Here is a 19101-nt window from a genome sequence, read left to right on the forward strand (position 1 = left end):
GGAGCCCCTAAGAGGAAAGTCCTACAAGGACGCTGCAGCATAGAAGATTTTGGCCTGACCGTTCAGCCATAGACGACCTTCCGGGCCATGTTTCGTCCGTTATTCTTAACGCAAAGCATTTGACCGAAGCGTAGTCGCACCAAGTCATCGCGGCTCAATCGACCGGGTTTGCATCAGCTTTGCTTGGCCGAAACTTGCGCAATAGTATCCATTTGAGCGGGCGCAATTTCTGCCACAGCGCGGTCTGGGTCAGCCGTTCGTGCAGCTGCATCAGCCGCAGCGTCATGCGTCCGCGCAGCGTATAGGCCGCCGTGAACTGGTGCAGCGGGATGGTCACGTCGCAGGCCGCAAGCTTCCACGGCTCGTCGCCGATCCCCAGATCGAGACAGGCGAAACCGCGTTCGGCCAGCAGCTGCAACAGCTGATGGTGCAATACCCGACCGGGCGAGTATTTGGTCCATTCACCCGCTTCAAAGGTGAAAAACAGGCCGTAATAGTGACGCCCCTGCGTGAAGCCCCACATCGCGGCGATGGCTTCGCCATTCACCACCAGCGCGGAGAGATGGAGCGCACCAATCTCGGCAAAGGTCTCTGTACCAAGCGAGAAGAAATCACGCTTTTCCGGATGCCGCTCGAAGCCGGGCACATTGGTTTCCTCAAAGCGGCGCTGCTTCTGTTCCAGCAGGCTTTCGAGGATGAACTGCCGTTGTTCCTTGGTCTCCGCCACGACCACTTCGCAGGTGCCAAGCCGCTGCAGCGCCCGGAAACGGTTGCGCAGGTTCTTGGCGCCCTGGACGTGTTTTTCGACCTCGGCCCAGGGCTGGTCGAGATTGGTCAGGTGGCAGGATTCGTCGTTGAGCTCATCCGACAGCAGGAAGAACGGATTGGCCAGATCGCCGACCTTTTCCGGCATCTTGTCAAACATCGCCAGATCGAAGGCCGGCAGGCGGGTGATGATGGACTGCCAGAGTTCATTCGCCGACTGGCGGGTCCAGACGACGTCGGTCGGAAACAGCACCGGCGCATTGTAGTCGGACACACCGAGATCGGTGAAACCCAGCACCCGACTGCCGCGCTGACGGGTGATCATCAGCGGCAGCATCAGCACCGGCTTGCCCGCAGCATCGCGCACTTCAACCAGGCACAGCTCTGCCCCGTAGGTCGCCCCATAGGTCGGCTGCCAGGTCTTGAGGAAAGTCACGGTCTGGAAGGCGTGACAGCGCGCAGCGGTTTCGGCGCCGCCCACCGGCCAATCGGGCGAAACCTGATCGGGGCTCGAATGCACATCAATGACAAAATCATCACGCATCTGGATGAGCCTGACCGCCTGATTTACCGTCGTTAGGGCCGCGCCGTCTTCAATGTAGGTCACTTGAGGTTGTCGCCGTTGATGCGGGCCCAGAACTCGCCCACGATGCCGCCGATGATGGCGTCGCCGGTCTGCACCGCTTCCAGCACTGCCTTGTCGGTCGTGCCGAACACGCAGCGATACTCGCCCGTCAGCGCGGCATGACGATCCATCAATGGCTCCAGCAATGCCGCCTGCGCCCTGCCCCCGATGGCCACCGCGCCGCGCTCGCTCGCGTCGACCAGGAGAATATCGAGCACAGCCTCGGCCATGCCTTTGGCCGCAAAGACATGCAGCACCTGCGCGAAGCCGTGCGGCTGCAGATAGTAGATATAGGCGCCGATCACGCGGCCCGACTTGTCCGCAATGACCTGTCGGATGGTGTCGCCGAATTCGCTCTTGCGGGCCGAATGGGTCAGCAGCGTTTGCAACCCCGCTTCCGACCACACAGGATGCAGTCGGCTTGCCGCCACCAATGCGGGGATCGCCGCCAGAAGGTCCGCATCGCTGGCATCACGCCGGGTCAGGCCGGGTGGGCGCTGCGGCAGGGTTGGCGTGATCCACTGCTCCTTGCCGCGCTTTTTGGCATAGCGTTCCACCACACCATCGAGCGCCGAAGTGATCGGTGCCGTCACGCCGCGCAGCTTGAGGCGGCCGCGAATACGCGATGTTGCCGAACTCACCGGGCGCAGTGTGCGATGCCAGTCCATGCTGTAGGTGGGCAGCGAACTGCCACCCATGCCGCGCCACATGCCCACCGAGGTGGCGTTGGAGCGGTCGCTGATGGTGATATCCTGTGGGCCCTTGAAGAAGCCACGGCACAGCCGCGCACCGACCATCGGATCACCGGCATCGGGATCGACGGCGAGCGAATTGCCCAAAGCGGCGCGCAGGGTGCGGCCATCGATCTGCATCAGCTGGGTGAACACGCCGATGAAGCCATTGATCTGGCCGTTGTCATTGACGTGAACCAGCGAATTGATCTCGGGGTCGCGATCGGGCAAGTCGAGCAGCAGCTGGCCCAGATAGCTCGCCATTTCGGCTGAGGCCTGCGGGCGCTGCTGGAAGGTTTTGACGAGCAGGTTGGCGACGGGCTGAAGATCAGCACGCTCAAGCGGACGCACGACGGTCATGACAGCCGGCCTCCGTTAGCACTCAACAACTGGATAGGCATAGAACGCATTACTAGTAGAAATCCGTCATGAGGCGGCTCCAGCTTTCGCCAGCGAGGCCGCCGATGTAAATGTCATTGCGCGCGACAGCGTCGAGGATGTCCTGATGACGCGTCGCAACGCAGGTGAAAGCGCGGTGCCGAAAGCGCATGCCCGACAGGGGCGATAGCGCGGTCAAAAGATGTGGATGCGCCGAGCCGCGCGCCTCGATCGTGCCCTCGGCAGCAAGGCGGCGATACATGGCGCGGGCCACTGCAGGCTCCTTGCCCGGCAGCGCCAGCATATCGAGCACGCGCACCATGCCGCGCGCGTCGGAGAAATAGGCATAGCAACCGATGGGATTGCCATCGGCGCCATCGACCGAGAAAAACCGTAGCGGGCCGAGCGTGCGATTGTCCTTGGCCATGGTCAGCAGCCACTCTATTTCCGCTCTGTCCCATTTAGGACGTACGGAAAAATGGGCAATCATTTTGGGCGCCAGCGCAGCGTAGCTTTCGAGGTCGATTTCGCGGTCGGCCGGTGCCTCAATCTTCTGGTTGCGGGCGCGGCGGCGTGACACGAGGCTATCCACCGTGTTCCACAGACCATCGAAGAACTTCGGCACCCCGACCCGCCACATGGCGTAGGACATCGGCCGGAAGACGCATTGGAAATCGAGGCTATGCACCGGCAGAACCACGCCGCCGCCGGCTTTCCAATGCCCTGCACTCACCGGCGAAGCGCTGTCGGTAAACAGCAGATCCTGCCCTCGCGCCCGCAGCGACAGCACCACACGCGCAGCGGCCTTCGATTGCGGCGACTTCGACATGAACGCACAGGCCAGGCGGGCGGTCACTTCGCGGTCATGTACGACGTAGGTCAACGGCATGAAGGCAATGGCGCTGCCGATTGTCTCGCCGTCATTGCTGGCCAGCCCGCCACCACCGCCGGTCGGGCCCGAGAAATACAGGCGCTCGAAGTATTTGATGAATTCGGGATCTGGGGTGCCACGGCGCGGCCTGAAGATATTGAAGAACATCTGCTCGATCGCCGGAAAGTCATTCCGGTCGATGGGACGCAGATTCGTCCTCAATCCTGAATCAGGCGTTTCTGCTTTGTCTCGAATAAGAGTCAAATCCAAATTCATACTTTATCGCGTCCGCAGTGCAGCAGGCGTTTATTAACACAGCGATCGGCGATGGATTTTCGTATTTTAGCGGATCGGTTAACAGCAACATCTTTAACTACACTGACCGATAGATGCCGTAGTGCGGCACTGTCTGCCGTATAACCAGAACCAGAACAGCCAAGCAGGCAAAACGGCCACATGTACCAGTCCATACCGACAGAAACGCGTGCAACTCCTGCACAGGGCCGTCCGCGGCGCGCTGTCGAAACCATCATGGGCTATGATGGGCCAGACCGTCGCGCACCTGCCAATTCACCCACGCCTCCTGCAATCACCCCGGCGACGATCATAGGGTGGCTGCTGCGCTTCTGGTACTTGGTAGTCGCCCTAGCCGTAGTCGGAGCCATTGCGGGCCTTGCCGCCGGCACGCTGATCAAGCCTCGTTTCACCAGCTATTCCGACATGTTGCTCGATCCGAGCAGCCTGCAGGTGGTGGCTGACGACCTTTACGCCCGCAATGTGCAGGGCGATGCGCAGCTGCTCGATGTCGAGAGCAAGATGCGCGTGCTGACCTCCAACAATGTGCTGACCAGCGTCGTCAATACGCTCAACCTAGCCGACAGCGCCGACCTGATGGAGCCGGACTTTTCGCTGAGCAGCCTGTTCGGCTCGGACGCTGCCAGCGGCGACAAGGTCACGGCTGCCGTGCGGGCGCTGGGCGAACGTGTCCGCGTCCGCCGCGAAGAACGCTCCTATGTCGTGACCGCCTCGGTTTGGGCCCACACGCCCGAGCAGTCGGCCATTTTGACTGACGCGCTGGTGCAGGCCTTCCTTGCCGAGCTGGCCAAGGCGGACTCCGATGGCGCGCTAAACGCTTCCACCGCTCTCAACGAACGGCTCGACCAGTTGCGCGATGATGCGGCCGCCGCCGAAGCTGCCGTTGCCGAATATCGCCGCGCCAACAACCTGCAGATGGTGGGCAATGAACAGCTCAGCACGCAGTCGGCGGTGCAGCTCAACACCCAGATCGCCACCGCCCGCGAGTCCGTGATCGCGGCCGAAGCGCGCTATGCCAATCTGACGGCCAGCGGCGCGGGCCAGATGAACGCGGCCGCGCAGGAATCGACCCTGCTCAGCGATCTGCGCACCCAATACGCCACGGTTCGCCAGCAGGCCGATTCCCTGGGCATGACGCTTGGCCCGCGTCATCCAAGCCTTGTCGTCGCACGCTCGCAGCTGGCGTCCATCCAGAGTGAAATCGACCGCGAAGTGGCCCGCGTCGTCCAGACCGCCGGCACCGATCTCGAGCGTGCCCGCTCGGTTCTCGAACAGCTCAATCAGGCGGCCTCGACCCAGATGGGCGCCGTCTTCAACGACGACAATGCACAAGTCGAACTGCGCCAACTCGAGCGCACCTCGGCCTCCAAGGTCGCGATCTACGAAGCGTATCTCACCCGCGCGCAGGAAATCACCCAGCGCAGCCAACTCGACACCACCAATGTCCGCGTCATTTCTGCCGCCGTACCGCCCATCGCCCGCAATTATCCACCGCGCACGGTCCTGCTGATCGCGGGCGGTCTCATTGGCGGTCTGGCGCTCGGCGCCATGCTCGCTGGTCTGCTCGGCATCTGGCCGCGCGTCCGGCAGGTGCTGACCCGAGATGCCTAAGGCAGCCTCGGTTAGGGGCAAATCGCCGATCACCTTTGGCGGCTTCATCGCATTGATGATTCTCGCCTTTTTCTGGATCGGCACACAGCCCTTCGTCGACCTGACCTCGACTGAGTCCTCCTACAATCCGATATCTCAGGTCATCATTCTGGTGCTGACCATCCTCGCGATAGGGCAAGGGTTGCGCATCAAATCACCGATCAACTGGTCGCACTACACTCCGGTCGGAATGTTGTTTGTCTGGCTGCTGTTCAGCGCCTTAGCCGCCGATGACACGGCGCTGGCGCTGCGCAACAGCATCATCCAGGCGCTGTTCATGATCAACGCGTTGCTGCTGACCATTCTGCCCAGAACGCAGAGCGAGTTCGCCCGCGTGACATGCATCGCCGTGTTGCTGGCGCTGGTACTATCGTATTTCGGTGTGGTGTTTCTGCCCGGCCTTTCGATCCACCAAACTGGTGACATCTTCGAGCCCATGCTGGCCGGACTATGGCGCGGCCACTATATGCATAAGAACGCGGCCTCGGCGGCGATGGTCATCACAATCTTTTTTGCCATCTACTGCTATTCCAACGGCTCCCGTGTGCTGGCGTTGCTCCTGGCGATTGGCGCCGGGTTTTTCCTGATCCACACCGGCGGCAAGACGTCGCTGGCCACGCTGCCAGCCATTCTGGTGTTGGCCTGGATGGTCGAGAAGTTCGCCTGGATCCGCATTCCGCTGATCGTCGGCGGCCTGCTTGTGTTCAATTTTATCACCATCGGCTCCGCATTTTCACCGGGGATCTACGACTTCATCGCGAGCCTTGGCATCGACCCGACCTTCACCAACCGCATCGATATTTGGCGAATCGCCATGCGCGTGGCCTCGGAGTCCCCGATCACCGGCGTGGGCCTTCACACCTTCTGGGGGTCCTACCCGGTGCTTTATGGCGGCGGCCATATCGAGACCTGGGCCTACTCTGCCGGTTCGGCTCACAACGGCTATCTCGATGTCGCGATGAATATCGGCATTCCGGGCCTGCTTTTGGTCGTCTACATCTTCATCCTACGCCCTATACGCCATATCCAACCCGCACTCGATAGCGGCAATGACACCGCGCTGACCCGGCTGTTTCTGCGCATCTGGTTGTTCGTCCTTGTCGGTTCGTGCCTTGAAAGCCAGTTCTTCGCGCGCGGCGGTGTGCACTGGTTTCTGTTCATGGCGGCCGTATTCGGTCTGCAGTTCCAGGCCAAAGCTCGACTGGTTCCGGCACCATCGAAACAGATCAATCCAGGAGCGATGTCAGTCCATGCGTGAGCTTATTGCGTCCGTCGACCGGTTTGCGGGCCGCGTCACCAATCGACTAATCGAGCGTCTTCCCGGCCCGCAGATCAATATCCCAAACACTACGCCCATTGTGAGCTTCACCTTCGACGACGTACCCGACACCTCGTTGACTGCTGGCGCCGCTATTCTGGAGCGCTATGGCGCCTTGGGCACGTTCTACATCTCTGGCGGTCTAATCGATCGCCGCGAACCAGATCGAACGCTGATCAGCGCCGAGGGTTGTGTGGAACTGGTCCGCCGTGGCCACGAACTGGCTTGCCACACCTTCAGTCATCCAAATGTCCGCCATCTCAATTCGGTATCGCTAGCCCACGAGATCGCCACCAATCGCGCCTTTCTCAAAAGCGTCACCGGAGGTCGCGAGCCGACTAATTTTGCCTATCCATACACCGCTGGCTCCTTCCGGGCGCGTAGGTTGATGGCTGACACGTTCCGCACGGCGAGAGGCGGCCTCGAGGGCATCAATCGTGGCCTCACCGACCGGACCTATCTCGACAGCATGTCTATCCAGATGCCGGACGACCGCGTTTTGGGCCTGCGCCAAGTGGTGGATGATCTCGTGGTTAATCCAGGCTGGCTGATCCTCTACACCCATGACGTCTCCAACACGCCGACCGACTATGGCTGCACGCCCGACGCGTTCGAGGCCTTGGTGCGCCACACCCGCGAAGCCGGCTGCACCATTCTGACGGTCGATGCGGCGCTCGATCATTTCGAGGCGCAGGCATGAACGCACTGGCGCCCAACCCACGCCTTTTGGCGATCAACAACTACTTCTATCGCCGGGGCGGCGCTGAAGCGGTGTTCCTCGACCATATCGCCATGTTCGAACAGGCCGGCTGGACGGTGGCGCCCTTTGCCATGCAGAGCGATCAAAACCCGCCCAGCGACTGGTCGGAGTATTTCGTGTCCGAGATCGAGTTCGGCCATCAGCCGGGCCTCGCCACCAAGCTGCGCCATGCCGCCCAGATCATCTATTCGCGTGAAGCCCAGCGCAATATCGGGGCCTTGGTCGAGCGGTTCCGCCCGCATCTGGCTCACGCGCACAATGTCTATCACCACCTGTCGCCGGCGATCTTTCAGACGCTGAAATCGCATGGCGTGCCGACCGTGATGACGGCGCACGACCTCAAGCTCGCCTGCCCCGCTTACAAGATGCTGTCGCATGGCTCGGTCTGCGAGAAGTGCAAATCGGGCAATATCGCCCAGGTGCTGCTCAATCGCTGTGCCAAGGATTCGGTGGCGCTGAGTGGCCTGCTGCTGCTCGAAACCGCCGTGCATCGCAGCCTTGGGCTCTATCGCAACTATCTCGACCGCATCGTGGTCCCGAGCCGCTTTTACCGCGCCAAGCTGATCGAATGGGGCTGGCCGGAAGAACAGCTGGTCTATGTGCCCAATTTCGTCGACCCCAATTTCGTCGCCAGCGATCCGGTGGCCGAGGGCGATTATTACCTGTTCGCCGGTCGCCTCGCGCCCGAAAAGGGCATCGCGACGCTGATCGAGGCAGCAGCGCTCACCGGTCTGCGTCTGGTCGTTGCCGGCGGCGGCCCTGACGAGGCAATGCTCAAAAAGCTTGCCGCAGACCGACAGGCGCCCGTCGAGTTCGTCGGCTACGTTTCGGGTCCGCAATTGCACGGCCTGATCGGTGGCGCCAAGGCGCTGGTGTTGCCGTCCGAGTGGTATGAAAACGCCCCGGTCAGCATCCTCGAAGCCTATGGCCTTGGCCGTCCGGTGATCGGAACCGACATTGGCGGCATCCCCGAATTGATCCGCGCCGAGGAAACCGGCCTGATCGCCCGCCCATCCGATGCGCAGCATCTCGCCGAAACCCTGTCGCGCATGGAAAGCGTTGGCGCCGGTCGCCGTGCGGCCATGGGCGCGGCCGGTCGCGACTGGGTCAGCGTTGATTTTTCCGCCGCGGCCTACCGCGAGCGCATGACCAGCCTTTATGGACAATTGGTGCCAGCATGACCGACCGGCGGCGTAAACGTTCCTCCATCATGATGCTGGGCTCGCGCGGCATCAATGGCCCGCAGGGCGGCGTTGAAACGCATATCGAGGCGCTGGCGCCGCTGCTGGTGGACCGTGGCTGGAACGTCAACGTCATGGCGCGCAGCCCTTATTCGACCGAGGGCAAGCGCGAGTGGAAGGGCGTACAGATCGAGCCGATCTGGGCGCCGCAGCAGCAAAAGCTTGAAGCCGTCGTCCACACCGCACTGGGCGTAGCCCTTGCCTCGGTGCGCCGTCCGGACGTCGTCCATATCCACGCCATCGGCCCGGCTTTGCTGACGCCTGCCGCCCGCACGGCGGGCCTGCGCACCGTCGTGACCCATCACGGCTATGACTATGATCGCGAAAAATGGGGCGGCCTCGCCAAGACCATGCTGCGCCTTGGCGAACGCATGGGCATGCAATGGTCCAACAAGGCCATCGCCGTGTCGGACAATATCGCCCAGTCGATGCAGATACGCTACGGGCGCCCAATGCTGTTCCTGCCCAATGGCGTGGTGATGCCGACCGGCCAACCCGACGCTGCCGTGCTGGAGCAGTTCGGGCTGGAGCCGCGCCGCTATGTGATCAACGTCTCGCGCATCGTGCCCGAGAAGAAACAGCTCGATCTGATCGCCGCTTACGCCAAGCTCGATAATCCCGATTTCAAGCTGGTGCTGGTGGGCGGCGCCGACCATCCCGACCCGTACGAAACTGCCGTCCGTCAGGCGGCTGCCGCCACGTCGGGCGTGGTGATGACCGGCTTCCAGCGCGGCGCGACGCTGGCTGGCCTGTTCGGCAATGCGGGCCTGTTCATCCTGCCATCGAGCCACGAGGGCATGCCCATCGCGCTGCTCGAAGCGCTGAGCTATGGGCTACCGGTGCTGGCCAGCGACATCGAGGCCAATCTGGCGCTGGGCATGACAGCCGACCGCTATTTCCCGCTCGGCGATCACGCTGCCATCGCCGACAAGATCGTCTATGGCATGGCCAATCAGCCGACCGAAGCCGAACGCGAGATCCAGATCGAAATGGTGCGCAACCGTTTCGGCTGGGACCATGTCGCCGATTCCATGAGCACGCTATACGCGGACCTATTGCGGGCCGATCCGCTTACCCCCGAAAGCCGGGTGCGCGGGGCTCAGTCGCGTTCAATAACGAAATAGGTCGTCGGGCCGTTCGGCGTCACATTGCTCAGTGACAGGTCCACCGGGCCTGTGCCGCTGGCGACGACGGTCCCAACCACGCCATCGAGACCCACCGGCGCTATCGTCCAGCGCCCCTCCCCGGCCAGCGTGAAGTTCACGGTGCCCGGCTCGATCAGCACCGGCAGTTGACCAAAATCGACGATCTCCTTTGCCTCGGCATCGGCAAAGCGCATCCCCGAATTGCGGGCATCCGTTGCAAAAATCACCAGCACGCGCTTGCTGTCGGCCAGGTCCGCATCATCGAGGGCTGACAGCGCAAACAATCCCGGAGTGCTACTGGACCGAAGGGTGGCAGACCCCAACGTCAGCGCGCCATCCAGCGTGTCGAATGCTGCCGCGACGGTCTTGGCCGTCACCACTTGCATCAGCCGCTTGTCGGGGAATACGCCAATCTCGCCGGTGTCGGTGTTGAACGCGCCCTGCGCCACTTCGTTGGCCGTCGCCCGGTCCACCGCTCCGCCACGCACCAACTGCTCCAGCACGTCGCCAAAGCTGGTGCTGCTCCTATCAGCCGGAACGCCGCCGACCGAACCCGGAGCGAGGCCAATCGCTCCCAATGCCATCAGGCCCGTCGGCCCTTCTGGCTCCTGCGTCGCCACATAGTCGTTGAGACCCTTGTCGCCATCGATGCGGAATGGAATGGTCAAGCCAGATTTTGCGACGTCGCCGCGTCGGAACAGCAGCGCCGCCAGCGTCTCGCCCGCCCGCCCCACCGGATCGAGGGCGATGGCATAGGGCAGCATGCTCTTTTTGTGCGGAAAGTCCTCGCCATAGCGCAGGGCGATCGGGCCGTGAGCGTGGCGACAAATGCCGTCCCAGCCCTGAAACGCCGCATAGGCCGGGAAGGCCAGTCCGGCCTCGTAGCGATACTTGTTCCAGAACAGGTGATCGTATTCGGTAATGAGGAACGGCTTGTCGAGCCAGCGTGTGGCGGCTGCAACGCGGATATAGCTCAGCCCGTCGCCGATGGAGCTTTTCTGCTCGATGCGCGCCCCGGCATTGTAGCCGCTGACCCAGTCGAAATAGACGTTCATCGTCACCGTATCGAGATCGCGGCGGCTGATGCTGCCCTGCAGGGTGGGCCAGTTGTTGTAATTGCTGATCGCGCCCTGATAGCCCATGCTGCGCAGGATGGCGGTCATATTGGCGGTGCCGATGGTCTCGGTTTCGATCTCAAAAAGCTGCAGATCGCGATTGCCCGCCCAGGCATCGTAGCGATAGGTCGGCAGGGTGATCGTCCCAGCCTCAAGGCTTTGACCGGGTGGCAGACCACCCCACGCCTCGGCCAGAGCCGCCGTATTGGCATAGCGCCGGGCCAGCCATTCGTTGAACCGTTTGAGCAGCAGCGGCGAATAGGTGCCGTCGCCGTGGTTCTCTCCAATGATGGAGTCGAACTCGAGCGAACCCTCGTTGACCAGAACGATCAGCGCCAGTGCCGGATCGCGGATCGGCGCGATGCCGGTATAGGGATTGTCCGCTCCCAAGATCATCTGCTGCAGCCGCGTCCAGTGCACGATGCCGTCGGGCTCCAGAAGGATTGATTGCTTGAGCGGCCCGACGCTGTCCCAGCGATCATCAAAGCCGCCGTCACCACCGCGCGCCGAGGTTACGCCATCCATGATCCACGAAATGCCCTCGCGCTTGAGCGCCGCCATCAGATAGTGAACCCGGTCCAGAATCTCCGGATTGAAATCGAAATCGGTATCGCGATCCGCCATCAGCGCCGCTTCGACGAAGTGGAAGCGCGCAATATTGTAGCCGTGCATGGCCAGTTGCCGCGCATACCGATCCGCATCGGCATGGTCCGGAAAACCGCCCGATGCCGGGCTCCAACCCAGTGAGGCGCACATCAGGGGCTCGGGCTGGTCGGGCGTATCGCTCATCGCGAAACGGCCCTCGGAGATCACCAGATGCCGGCTATCGTTGATCACGCCATTGGGCAGAATGGTCGAAAAATCCAGCGGACTGCCGGGGGCGACTTCGAGGTTTATTTCGCGGACCGGCGCCCAATCCTGCGCCCATGCACCAGCCGTGCCGAGGAGGACCAGCGCGAGCGCAAGCACACTACGCATCGGCTTTGTGCAGCACCTTGCTGTCGATCCAGGCCGCCGGATCGCGGCGCGACTTGAAGTAGCCGAGTGGCAAAGCCGCCGCCATAAAGACCCATGCCGTCACCGAATAAAGCCCGATACTGAGGCTGCGATGCTTGAGGCTCATCACCCCGATCACGCCAGCAACCGCCGCGATGCAGATGCCCAGCGCCAAGAGCTTATTGGGCACAAAGATCAGCACCAGCAGCAGGATCAGCAGCCCGACATAGACCGCCGACCATAGCCGCAATTCGCGAATGTCGCGCAGCAGCGGCCCCAGATGCGCCTTGCCCATCGCGGCGCGGATCACCTCGCCGGTGCCGCGCAGATATTTCGAACGCCAGCGCCGCAGCAGCAGCGCATAGGCGTTCATCTGATAGCCGAAATGCTGCACGAAGGGCGTATCGAGCCGATAGAGCCCCCACCCGGCCTGCCGCAGCCGCACGCCGAGATCGAACTCTTCGTAGCCGTGCAGATTGCGGTCCGACAGATACCCGACATCGGCGATGGCTTGGCGTCGATAGAGCCCGCCACCATTGAGCCGATCAACCGGGCCGGCATTGTATTCGGCGCCACCGCGCGACATGCGGCGGGCAAATTCGAGGTTTTCGAGGTTCATCTCGACCACCCGCCCGCCAACGCCGCCGACCTTGGGATTGGCATCGAGATAGGCCACGGCCTTTGCCAGAAACGCCGGATCGAGCAGCATGTCGCCGTCCATCAGACAGAGATAATCGCCCTTGCTGTATTGATAGCCCAGTTGCGGCCCCAGCCCGCAGCTGGGTTGCTGGTCGGCCGCGATCTGTACCAGTGTCACGGGATAACGCTGCGCGATCTCGACCGTGCCATCGGTCGAACCGCTATCGGCCACGATCACTTCGCCATCAGCGCCCACGGCGGCCAGCGCGCTTTCCAGCGTTGCGGCAAGCCGCTCGGCTTCGTTCAGCGTCTTGATGATGATTGATACGCTCATGGCTGCGTCACCGGCTCACGATCCAAAACTACGGGGGCGCTGTTGCGCTGATCTTTCTTGGCCAGTTGCAACAGCATGATCCAGGCAGCGGCCGCTGTGCCCGCTTCGATCATGTAATTGGCGGCAAACGTGCCGTTGACGCCGAACTGCCAGGTGCACAGCGCCACCAGCATACCGCCCAGAATGGATGCGCTGTTGAGCACAATGGCGCGCTGCAGCTGGTGCCCACTCGACCCTAGCGCCTCAAGCGCCGTCGAACACACAGCGATGAAGACGATGGCAAAGGCCATGATGCGCACAAAGCCGGGCAGCGACACATATTCGTGGCCGAAGAGGATTGGCAGCAGCGGCGACGTCACCACCAGCACTATGGCGGTAAAGACACTGATACCCAGGCTCGCCATCACCACCTTGCGGAAGCGGGTCATGCCGTGGCGCAGGCCATTTGCCGTGGCGGCGGCAGAGCCGGGATAGAGCAGCCGATTGAGCGCTTCGACCGACAGATAGCCGCTATCGATCATCCGCCGCGCAACGCCATAGCTGGCGACGATTTCGGGGCTGGTGAATGCCGTCAGCAGCAGCAGGTCCATGTTCTGGCGCAGGGCGCGCAGCACGAAGGGCGTGCAAAACAGCATGCCGTTGCGCAGCTCGTCGCGGACGATGCCGAATTTGGGCATGCCCAGCCCGCGCACCGAGCGCACGGTGATGATCGCGATAATCACATGGGCGACGAAATTCCACACCGCCCATTCAGCGAGATTGTCGACGCCGAACACGAGACAACCGAGGACCGCCGCCGCCAGTCGCCCGACGGCATAAAGCACCACATTGCGGTTGGCCGCGGCAAACATCGAGTGGGCGATAAACACCTGTTCGACGAACAGGATCGCTCGCGTCAAAATGATGTTCGCGATCAGGAACAGCCCCAGCGCGCCAAGGTTGAGCAGCGGATCGGCCGATAGCGTAAAGAACAGCGGCAGCACGAACAGGCCGGCGACCACCAGAATGGCGCCGGTCGCGGCGCTCATGATGATATTGTGCCCGAGCATGACCGGGAACACCGACCAGTCGCGCGCCACGCGCCGTACCAGCGCTTCCTGCGCGCCCAGCCCGCAGAGCTGCACGGCAACGGCGGTGATCGCCGTCAGGCCGACAAAATAGCTGAATTCCAGCACGCCCAGCGACCGCGCCAGAATGGCAAAGGTCAGCAATTGTGCCGCGCTCGACGTGATGAGGCTGCCGCCCGACGCAAGGTAGGACAGGCCCATCGGTATAATGGATTTAAAGCTTCGCGCTGAAGACATGCAGGGTGGCCTGGAGTCGGTCTGACTGACACCAAACACTATGCCACAATTGGCCCCGCCCCGGCCTCACGACTGCAAATTGCGTTAATAAGCCGTCGCGCTAGAGTAACTGCGTATAAGCAACGCGCGGCACATTTTGCTCGTTATTTGCAAAGCTCGGCACGCCGTAAGCACCGCTCCGCTTGAGCAACAATGCAACTTGCCGATCCTGCCCGACGCCGAACTCAAACGCCAGCCAGCCGCCGGACTTGAGATAAAGCGGCGCGTCGGTGATCAGTCGCTGATGCAGCGCAATGCCGTACGCCCCGGCGTCAAAGGCTTCGCGCGGTTCGCTTTCCAGCAAATGGGCGCTGTCGCCCTCAAGTTTTGCCGTCGAAATATAGGGCGGATTGCAGACGATGAGGTCGGCCTTTTGCCCGTCCAAAGCCGTCGCAAGCCCCGCGAACATATCGCCCTGCCCGACCGTCACGCGATCGCCTAGCCCCAGCCGCTTGGTGTTTTCCCGCGCTTGCGTCGTGGTCTGGTCAGTGAGATCGCTCAGGAACACGCGCGTGTCGGTGCGTGCATCTGCAATGGCGAGGCCCAGATTGCCCGAACCACAACACATGTCGATGACCAGCGGCGCGGATGTTTCAGCCAACAGGTCCAGCGCCGTCCGCCCCAGCAGTTCGGTCTCGGCGCGTGGCGCCAACACGCCCGGTCCGGCCGCAATAGTGATCGACATGAAGCGATGCAAATCGAGGACGTCAGTCATGGGCCAGCTCCGTTCGGACGACTATGCGCGCCCAAGTAATGACTATTTACCTGCTTCAGGCACAGCCAATTGCTAAGCCAGAGTTAATTTCCCTCCGCAAGATGAGCCCATTAACCGCGCTCATAGGGGATAGATGCAGTGGCCACTTTGTAATGTTACTTCTGGAGCCTAGCGGCAATGCGCCAACCATCCGGCAAAATGCACTTTCGGCGGACCAAACAGATGAGCGTACAATTGGGACAGTCTGAGGCGCGCCTTCGGCAGCGTTTCACGGTGCCAAGCCGCACCCATCTCAGCTATGCCATGAGCGGCACCGAAAGCCTGACCGTGCTGCTGCTCAGCGGTTTTCTGCTGCTCGTCATGCAACCGCTGCCGGCTCTGGTTCTGGCCGTGTCGGCAAGCCTGATCTATGGCTACACGTCGCTGCGCGCCGCCCGCAAATTCCTGATTTACGCTGATCGCCGCCAGCCCTTCCTGCTCCACGCTGTGGTGTCCTGGCCGGTTGCGGCGCTGCTCGCCATCCTCCTCACCATGGCGATTTTCGGCCATGCATTACCGCCTGCGTCTGCGCTTTGGGGCTGGCTGATCGGCGTCCCCATCGCGTTGCTTGGCGTGCGCTATGTGGTCTATGACAAGCTTTATTCCATGCTGCAGCTGGGCCAGTTGCAGATGGAGCGGATCGCCGTGATAGGCGAAGCCGATGCGGTCAAGCGTTTCAAATCCGAGGCCCGCATCTGGCAGCGTGGCGGGCATATCGTTGCCAGCTTCGTGCTCGACGGTAATCTGGCGACCAATCCACCAGCCGCCGAAACCATGGCCGGATTTGCCCGCGAATGTATCGCCAACAATTGCGAACATATGCTGCTGGTCGGCGACCTGACCGATTTCAATGCCATCGACGCCATCGTGCGGCCGTGCCGATCCTATGCGATCAACGTCATGCTGTACCCGACCTCGGCCGGCAGCGACCGCCCGATGGATATGGTCGATATCGTGCCGCTCGGGCCGATCAATTCGCTGCGCGTTCTCAGCACGCCACTGACCGAAACCGGGCGCGTCTTCAAGCGCCTGTTCGATATTGCGGGTGCCGGTATTGGCCTGCTCCTGCTGTCGCCGCTGCTTTTGGTCATTGCCGCCATCATCCGGCTGACCAGTTCGGGTCCGGCGCTCTATCGGCAGGAGCGGCGCGGCTTTAATGGCGAGACGTTCAAGATTTTGAAGTTCCGCTCGATGAGCGTGATGGAAGATGGCCGCGCCATGACCCAGGCGCAGGAAAACGATCCGCGCATCACGCCCATCGGCCACTTCATTCGCCGCACCAGCATTGATGAACTGCCACAGCTGATCAACGTGCTCAAAGGCGACATGAGCCTTGTGGGTCCGCGCCCGCATGCGATTTCGCACGACGCCGAGCTCAGCCATAAATTTGATCTTTACGCCCAGCGCCAGCGCATCCGTCCCGGCATTACCGGCTGGGCGCAGGTCAATGGCTATCGCGGCGATACGTCGACCATCGAAAAGATCGAAGGTCGCACGCTGCACGATCTCTACTATGTCGAGAACTGGTCGCTGCTGCTTGATTGCTGGATCATTCTGCTGACGCTGTTTTCAAAGCGCACGCGGCAGAACGCGCACTAGAACCAGCGCTGGCCTACCGTCACCACATCGCCGGGCGCGATGGCCTGATCGAGATTGAGGTTGAGCACCACCATCTTGTCGCCCTGACGCCGATGCACGGCGACACGCTGCCGGTCTGCCGTTTCGGTGAAGCCACCCGCCATGCTGACCGCAGCACGCACGCTCAGGTTTGGCACATAGGAGAACTGTCCCGAATTGGTCACCGCCCCTTCGATAAAGAACGGCCGGTATTGGGTGACTTCGACGGCCACATCCGGGTTGCGCATATAGCCATTGGCCAGAGCCGCCGCGACGCGCGCCGCTGCCGACTTGGTCGTCTGCCCGCGCACCACAACGCTGCCCACCAGCGGTATCGATACATCGCCGCCATCGCCAATGCGATATTCGCCCGAGATTTCGGTGTCGCCATAAACGCTGACGCGCAGCACGTCGCCACTATCGAGCGCATAGGCCAGAGGCTGCGGCGCATCGGTGATTTGTGGCTTTGGCGCGGTGGCGCAGGCGCTGAGCAGCAGGCCGGCGACCAGCGCAAGAATTGGATGGAGACGCATAACAGACACCCTTGGACTGCCGGCACTGTGCCCCAACATGGTAAACATCGCGTTAGCCGAACGGCTTTTGGTTTCCGATTTTGCCAAAGCGTTACCTGAAATTTAACCATAATCGGGCAGGGTCCATTCGCAGAAAGGCGCGCGATGGACATTCTTTCGGAACGCGGCGACACGCCGCGTCGCCCCACATTGGCATCGTCCGTGCTCAAGCGGGCACCGCGCGTCCTTGGCGTCAGCGTCGCGGCTGCGGCGATCGCCTATGTCGCCATGATGCCCAGCACCTATGAAGCGCGCGCCGAACTGCGCCTTGCCGCCGATGCCAATCCCGCCGCCGAAACCGCGCGCCTCACCGGCCAGCCCTTGTTGGCGCAGGCCGTCACGCTGTTGCCGCCCGACCTGATTGCAAGTCTCCGCCAATCGGCGACCGACACCGTCGATATCACCGCCCTGCTTGGCCGCCAGATCACGGTCAGCCCCGGCACCAGCGACGGCACAGTCCGCATCGCCGCCGTCGCCGATAAAGCCACCAGCGCGCTGGCCTATACCAATGCCATCACCGAGAGCTATCTGGCGGTTGCCGCCGGGTCCGCTCCCACCGTGTCCAATGTGCGCGAAGAGCAGCTGCTGCCCCATGCCGGCTCGCTCACGCCGCCCGCCGATCCACGCCAGCAGGCGCTCTATTCCAAAATGGCCGCCGCTCTCGACGCGCGCATCGCGCTCGAAAGCCGCGCCAACCTGGCCGATAGTCTGCTCAAGCAAGGCAATTTCTACGCCCTGTCGCGCGATTTCGACACCACCGGCGCGCTGGCCAGCCGGGTCGACCAGCTTGCCGAGCTTGAGACCGAGCGCAATGAGCTGTCGGTCAACCTGCTGCCCAACCATCCCACCATGCGCACCATCACCGAGCGCATCGCCAATCTCAAAAAACAGCTGAGCAATGACGGCCAGCAGGTTGCCGACGCCGCCCGCTCCGCCATCACCGCCGCGCAGCAGACCGAAGCATCCCTGCAGGCCGAGTTCGAAGCGCTGAATACGGCCTCGCCCACCTCTACTGCTGGCGTCGATACCTCCATTCTCACCGGCTCGATCACCGATGGCACCGTGCAGCGCGCGCAGGCCGTGGTTTCGCCGCAGCCCAAGCTGATCCGCCCCGAACTCGCCGGCGGTCTCGCGGCAGGTCTGGCGCTGTTCCTCCAGATCGGCTTCCTCAGCCTCCGCCGCCAGAAGTACGAGACCGAAGAAGGCTATCCGCTCGACGAGGTCGAGGACGAGCCCTACCGCCACAATGTCGCCGTGGCCCCGCAGCCTGAGCCGACGCTGTTCGATGCCGAACCAGAGTTCGACCTTCGCCCGCCCAATGCCGAGGAGCCGATGCCGGTCGCCGAGATCGTCGAACGCATCAAGGTGCCGGTGCTCGACTTCACGGCCATCGAGCCCAAGCCGAAAAAGCCCAAAAAGCAGAAGGCCAAGCGCGAAGCTCCACCTGCGCCGGTCGACGAAATCCTGCCGCCCCTGCCCCAGCCGGCGCCGGTCATTTTGACCTTCCCGGTCGTGCAGCCCAAGCCTGAACCCGAGGCCGACAAGCCCTCCATCGCCTATTCCAACGTCATCACGCTCAATGCCGATGGCGATTTCGACCGCGCCCTGGCCATCGCCGATGGCATTTGCGGCTCGATGATCGATGGTGGCTTCCACGTCATGCTGATCGACGCCGCCAGCCGCCGCCGCACCACCTCCGCCGGCCTTAGCGACCTCGCTGCTGGCCGCGCCTCATTTGGCGAAGTGGTCAATCGCGAGGTCGATGACAATATGGACCTGATCAGCTGGGGCCGTCGCGGCGCCATCGACATGGATAGCCGCCAGGTCAAAGTGTTGATCTCTGCCGTCCAGCAAATCTACGACGCGGTCATCATCATCCTGCCGGGCCAGACCACCGTCACCCAGCACCGCACGATCTCGCGGCACTGACCT

15 protein-coding genes are annotated in these 19101 nt (G+C 62.3%); 7 read left to right on the forward strand and 8 right to left on the reverse strand.

The genetic code is table 11. The features are described from left to right. Window positions 1-154: 154 nt before the first annotated feature. From ABIE28_RS14100 to ABIE28_RS14110, 3 genes are read right to left on the reverse strand one after another with little or no spacing between them, the layout of a single operon-like run. A complete protein-coding gene (locus ABIE28_RS14100; RefSeq protein WP_354063959.1) occupies window positions 155-1309 on the reverse strand; it encodes a GNAT family N-acetyltransferase in 1155 nt (384 codons plus the stop codon). A gap of 59 nt (window positions 1310-1368) precedes the next feature. Next, on the reverse strand, window positions 1369-2481 hold the full coding sequence (locus ABIE28_RS14105; protein ID WP_354063961.1) for a hypothetical protein: 1113 nt from the start codon (window positions 2479-2481) through the stop codon (window positions 1369-1371). A 52-nt stretch (window positions 2482-2533) separates the two neighbouring features. Continuing rightward, the gene (locus tag ABIE28_RS14110; RefSeq protein ID WP_354063962.1) at window positions 2534-3592 is read right to left on the reverse strand and encodes a GNAT family N-acetyltransferase; all 1059 of its coding nucleotides are present in this window, start codon (window positions 3590-3592) and stop codon (window positions 2534-2536) included. A gap of 234 nt (window positions 3593-3826) precedes the next feature. On the opposite strand from ABIE28_RS14110, the gene ABIE28_RS14115 reads away from it, so the two are divergent. Genes ABIE28_RS14115 through ABIE28_RS14135 form a run of 5 tightly spaced genes read left to right on the forward strand, consistent with a single transcriptional unit; the run spans window position 3827 to window position 9778 of the window. Continuing rightward, entirely contained in the window at window positions 3827-5296 is a 1470-nt protein-coding gene (locus ABIE28_RS14115; RefSeq protein ID WP_354063964.1) for a GumC family protein, read from the forward strand. Continuing rightward, window positions 5289-6593, forward strand: coding sequence for an O-antigen ligase family protein (locus tag ABIE28_RS14120; RefSeq protein WP_354063966.1), 1305 nt, complete (start codon window positions 5289-5291; stop codon window positions 6591-6593). The genes ABIE28_RS14115 and ABIE28_RS14120 overlap by 8 nt, the downstream gene beginning before the upstream one ends. Further along, window positions 6586-7353: a polysaccharide deacetylase family protein gene (locus ABIE28_RS14125; protein ID WP_354063968.1), complete on the forward strand. Its 768-nt coding sequence runs from the start codon at window positions 6586-6588 to the stop codon at window positions 7351-7353. The genes ABIE28_RS14120 and ABIE28_RS14125 overlap by 8 nt, the downstream gene beginning before the upstream one ends. Further along, window positions 7350-8594 carry a glycosyltransferase family 4 protein gene (locus ABIE28_RS14130; protein ID WP_354063970.1) on the forward strand — a complete coding sequence of 415 codons (1245 nt, stop codon included), beginning with the start codon at window positions 7350-7352 and terminating at the stop codon, window positions 8592-8594. The genes ABIE28_RS14125 and ABIE28_RS14130 overlap by 4 nt, the downstream gene beginning before the upstream one ends. Next, window positions 8591-9778, forward strand: coding sequence for a glycosyltransferase family 4 protein (locus tag ABIE28_RS14135; RefSeq protein ID WP_354063972.1), 1188 nt, complete (start codon window positions 8591-8593; stop codon window positions 9776-9778). The genes ABIE28_RS14130 and ABIE28_RS14135 overlap by 4 nt, the downstream gene beginning before the upstream one ends. Here ABIE28_RS14135 and ABIE28_RS14140 read toward each other — a convergent pair. The 4 genes from ABIE28_RS14140 to ABIE28_RS14155 all read right to left on the reverse strand — a co-directional run bounded on the left by ABIE28_RS14140 (window position 9754) and on the right by ABIE28_RS14155 (window position 14941). Continuing rightward, window positions 9754-11892 (reverse strand): glycoside hydrolase, encoded by a 2139-nt coding sequence (locus ABIE28_RS14140; protein ID WP_354063974.1) that lies wholly within the window; start codon window positions 11890-11892, stop codon window positions 9754-9756. The two genes, ABIE28_RS14135 and ABIE28_RS14140, sit on opposite strands and share 25 nt — an antisense overlap. Further along, window positions 11885-12883, reverse strand: a complete 999-nt coding sequence (locus ABIE28_RS14145) for a glycosyltransferase family 2 protein (RefSeq protein WP_354063976.1) — start codon at window positions 12881-12883, stop codon at window positions 11885-11887. The genes ABIE28_RS14140 and ABIE28_RS14145 overlap by 8 nt, the downstream gene beginning before the upstream one ends. Then, on the reverse strand, window positions 12880-14187 hold the full coding sequence (locus ABIE28_RS14150; RefSeq protein ID WP_354063978.1) for a lipopolysaccharide biosynthesis protein: 1308 nt from the start codon (window positions 14185-14187) through the stop codon (window positions 12880-12882). Before ABIE28_RS14150 ends, ABIE28_RS14145 begins: the two co-directional genes overlap by 4 nt. A 100-nt stretch (window positions 14188-14287) precedes the next feature. After that, window positions 14288-14941, reverse strand: a complete 654-nt coding sequence (locus ABIE28_RS14155; protein WP_354063980.1) for a N5-glutamine methyltransferase family protein — start codon at window positions 14939-14941, stop codon at window positions 14288-14290. Between the two features lie 222 nt (window positions 14942-15163). Between ABIE28_RS14155 and ABIE28_RS14160 the strand changes: the two genes are divergently transcribed. Then, entirely contained in the window at window positions 15164-16579 is a 1416-nt protein-coding gene (locus ABIE28_RS14160) for an exopolysaccharide biosynthesis polyprenyl glycosylphosphotransferase (RefSeq protein ID WP_354063982.1), read from the forward strand. Here the strand turns inward: ABIE28_RS14160 and ABIE28_RS14165 are convergent. Then, window positions 16576-17130: a polysaccharide biosynthesis/export family protein gene (locus tag ABIE28_RS14165; protein WP_354063984.1), complete on the reverse strand. Its 555-nt coding sequence runs from the start codon at window positions 17128-17130 to the stop codon at window positions 16576-16578. The genes ABIE28_RS14160 and ABIE28_RS14165 overlap by 4 nt on opposite strands. Window positions 17131-17274: 144 nt before the next feature. Here ABIE28_RS14165 and ABIE28_RS14170 point away from each other — a divergent pair, with 144 nt between their 5' ends. After that, window positions 17275-19098, forward strand: coding sequence for a hypothetical protein (locus ABIE28_RS14170; RefSeq protein ID WP_354063986.1), 1824 nt, complete (start codon window positions 17275-17277; stop codon window positions 19096-19098). The last annotated feature ends 3 nt before the right edge of the window (window positions 19099-19101 follow it).

The organism is Devosia sp. 2618 (assembly GCF_040546815.1).
Lineage (GTDB): Bacteria > Pseudomonadota > Alphaproteobacteria > Rhizobiales > Devosiaceae > Devosia.

Bases quoted from the DNA above. Each gene is read 5' to 3' on its own strand.
- ABIE28_RS14170 (WP_354063986.1), top strand. From the start codon at position 17,275: ATGGACATTCTTTCGGAACGCGGCGACACGCCGCGTCGCCCCACATTG.
- ABIE28_RS14155 (WP_354063980.1), bottom strand. From the start codon at position 14,941: ATGACTGACGTCCTCGATTTGCATCGCTTCATGTCGATCACTATTGCG.
- ABIE28_RS14160 (WP_354063982.1), top strand. From the start codon at position 15,164: ATGAGCGTACAATTGGGACAGTCTGAGGCGCGCCTTCGGCAGCGTTTC.
- ABIE28_RS14135 (WP_354063972.1), top strand. From the start codon at position 8,591: ATGACCGACCGGCGGCGTAAACGTTCCTCCATCATGATGCTGGGCTCG.
- ABIE28_RS14130 (WP_354063970.1), top strand. From the start codon at position 7,350: ATGAACGCACTGGCGCCCAACCCACGCCTTTTGGCGATCAACAACTAC.
- ABIE28_RS14105 (WP_354063961.1), bottom strand. From the start codon at position 2,481: ATGACCGTCGTGCGTCCGCTTGAGCGTGCTGATCTTCAGCCCGTCGCC.
- ABIE28_RS14125 (WP_354063968.1), top strand. From the start codon at position 6,586: ATGCGTGAGCTTATTGCGTCCGTCGACCGGTTTGCGGGCCGCGTCACC.
- ABIE28_RS14145 (WP_354063976.1), bottom strand. From the start codon at position 12,883: ATGAGCGTATCAATCATCATCAAGACGCTGAACGAAGCCGAGCGGCTT.
- ABIE28_RS14120 (WP_354063966.1), top strand. From the start codon at position 5,289: ATGCCTAAGGCAGCCTCGGTTAGGGGCAAATCGCCGATCACCTTTGGC.
- ABIE28_RS14115 (WP_354063964.1), top strand. From the start codon at position 3,827: ATGTACCAGTCCATACCGACAGAAACGCGTGCAACTCCTGCACAGGGC.
- ABIE28_RS14150 (WP_354063978.1), bottom strand. From the start codon at position 14,187: ATGTCTTCAGCGCGAAGCTTTAAATCCATTATACCGATGGGCCTGTCC.
- ABIE28_RS14165 (WP_354063984.1), bottom strand. From the start codon at position 17,130: ATGCGTCTCCATCCAATTCTTGCGCTGGTCGCCGGCCTGCTGCTCAGC.
- ABIE28_RS14140 (WP_354063974.1), bottom strand. From the start codon at position 11,892: ATGCGTAGTGTGCTTGCGCTCGCGCTGGTCCTCCTCGGCACGGCTGGT.
- ABIE28_RS14100 (WP_354063959.1), bottom strand. From the start codon at position 1,309: ATGCGTGATGATTTTGTCATTGATGTGCATTCGAGCCCCGATCAGGTT.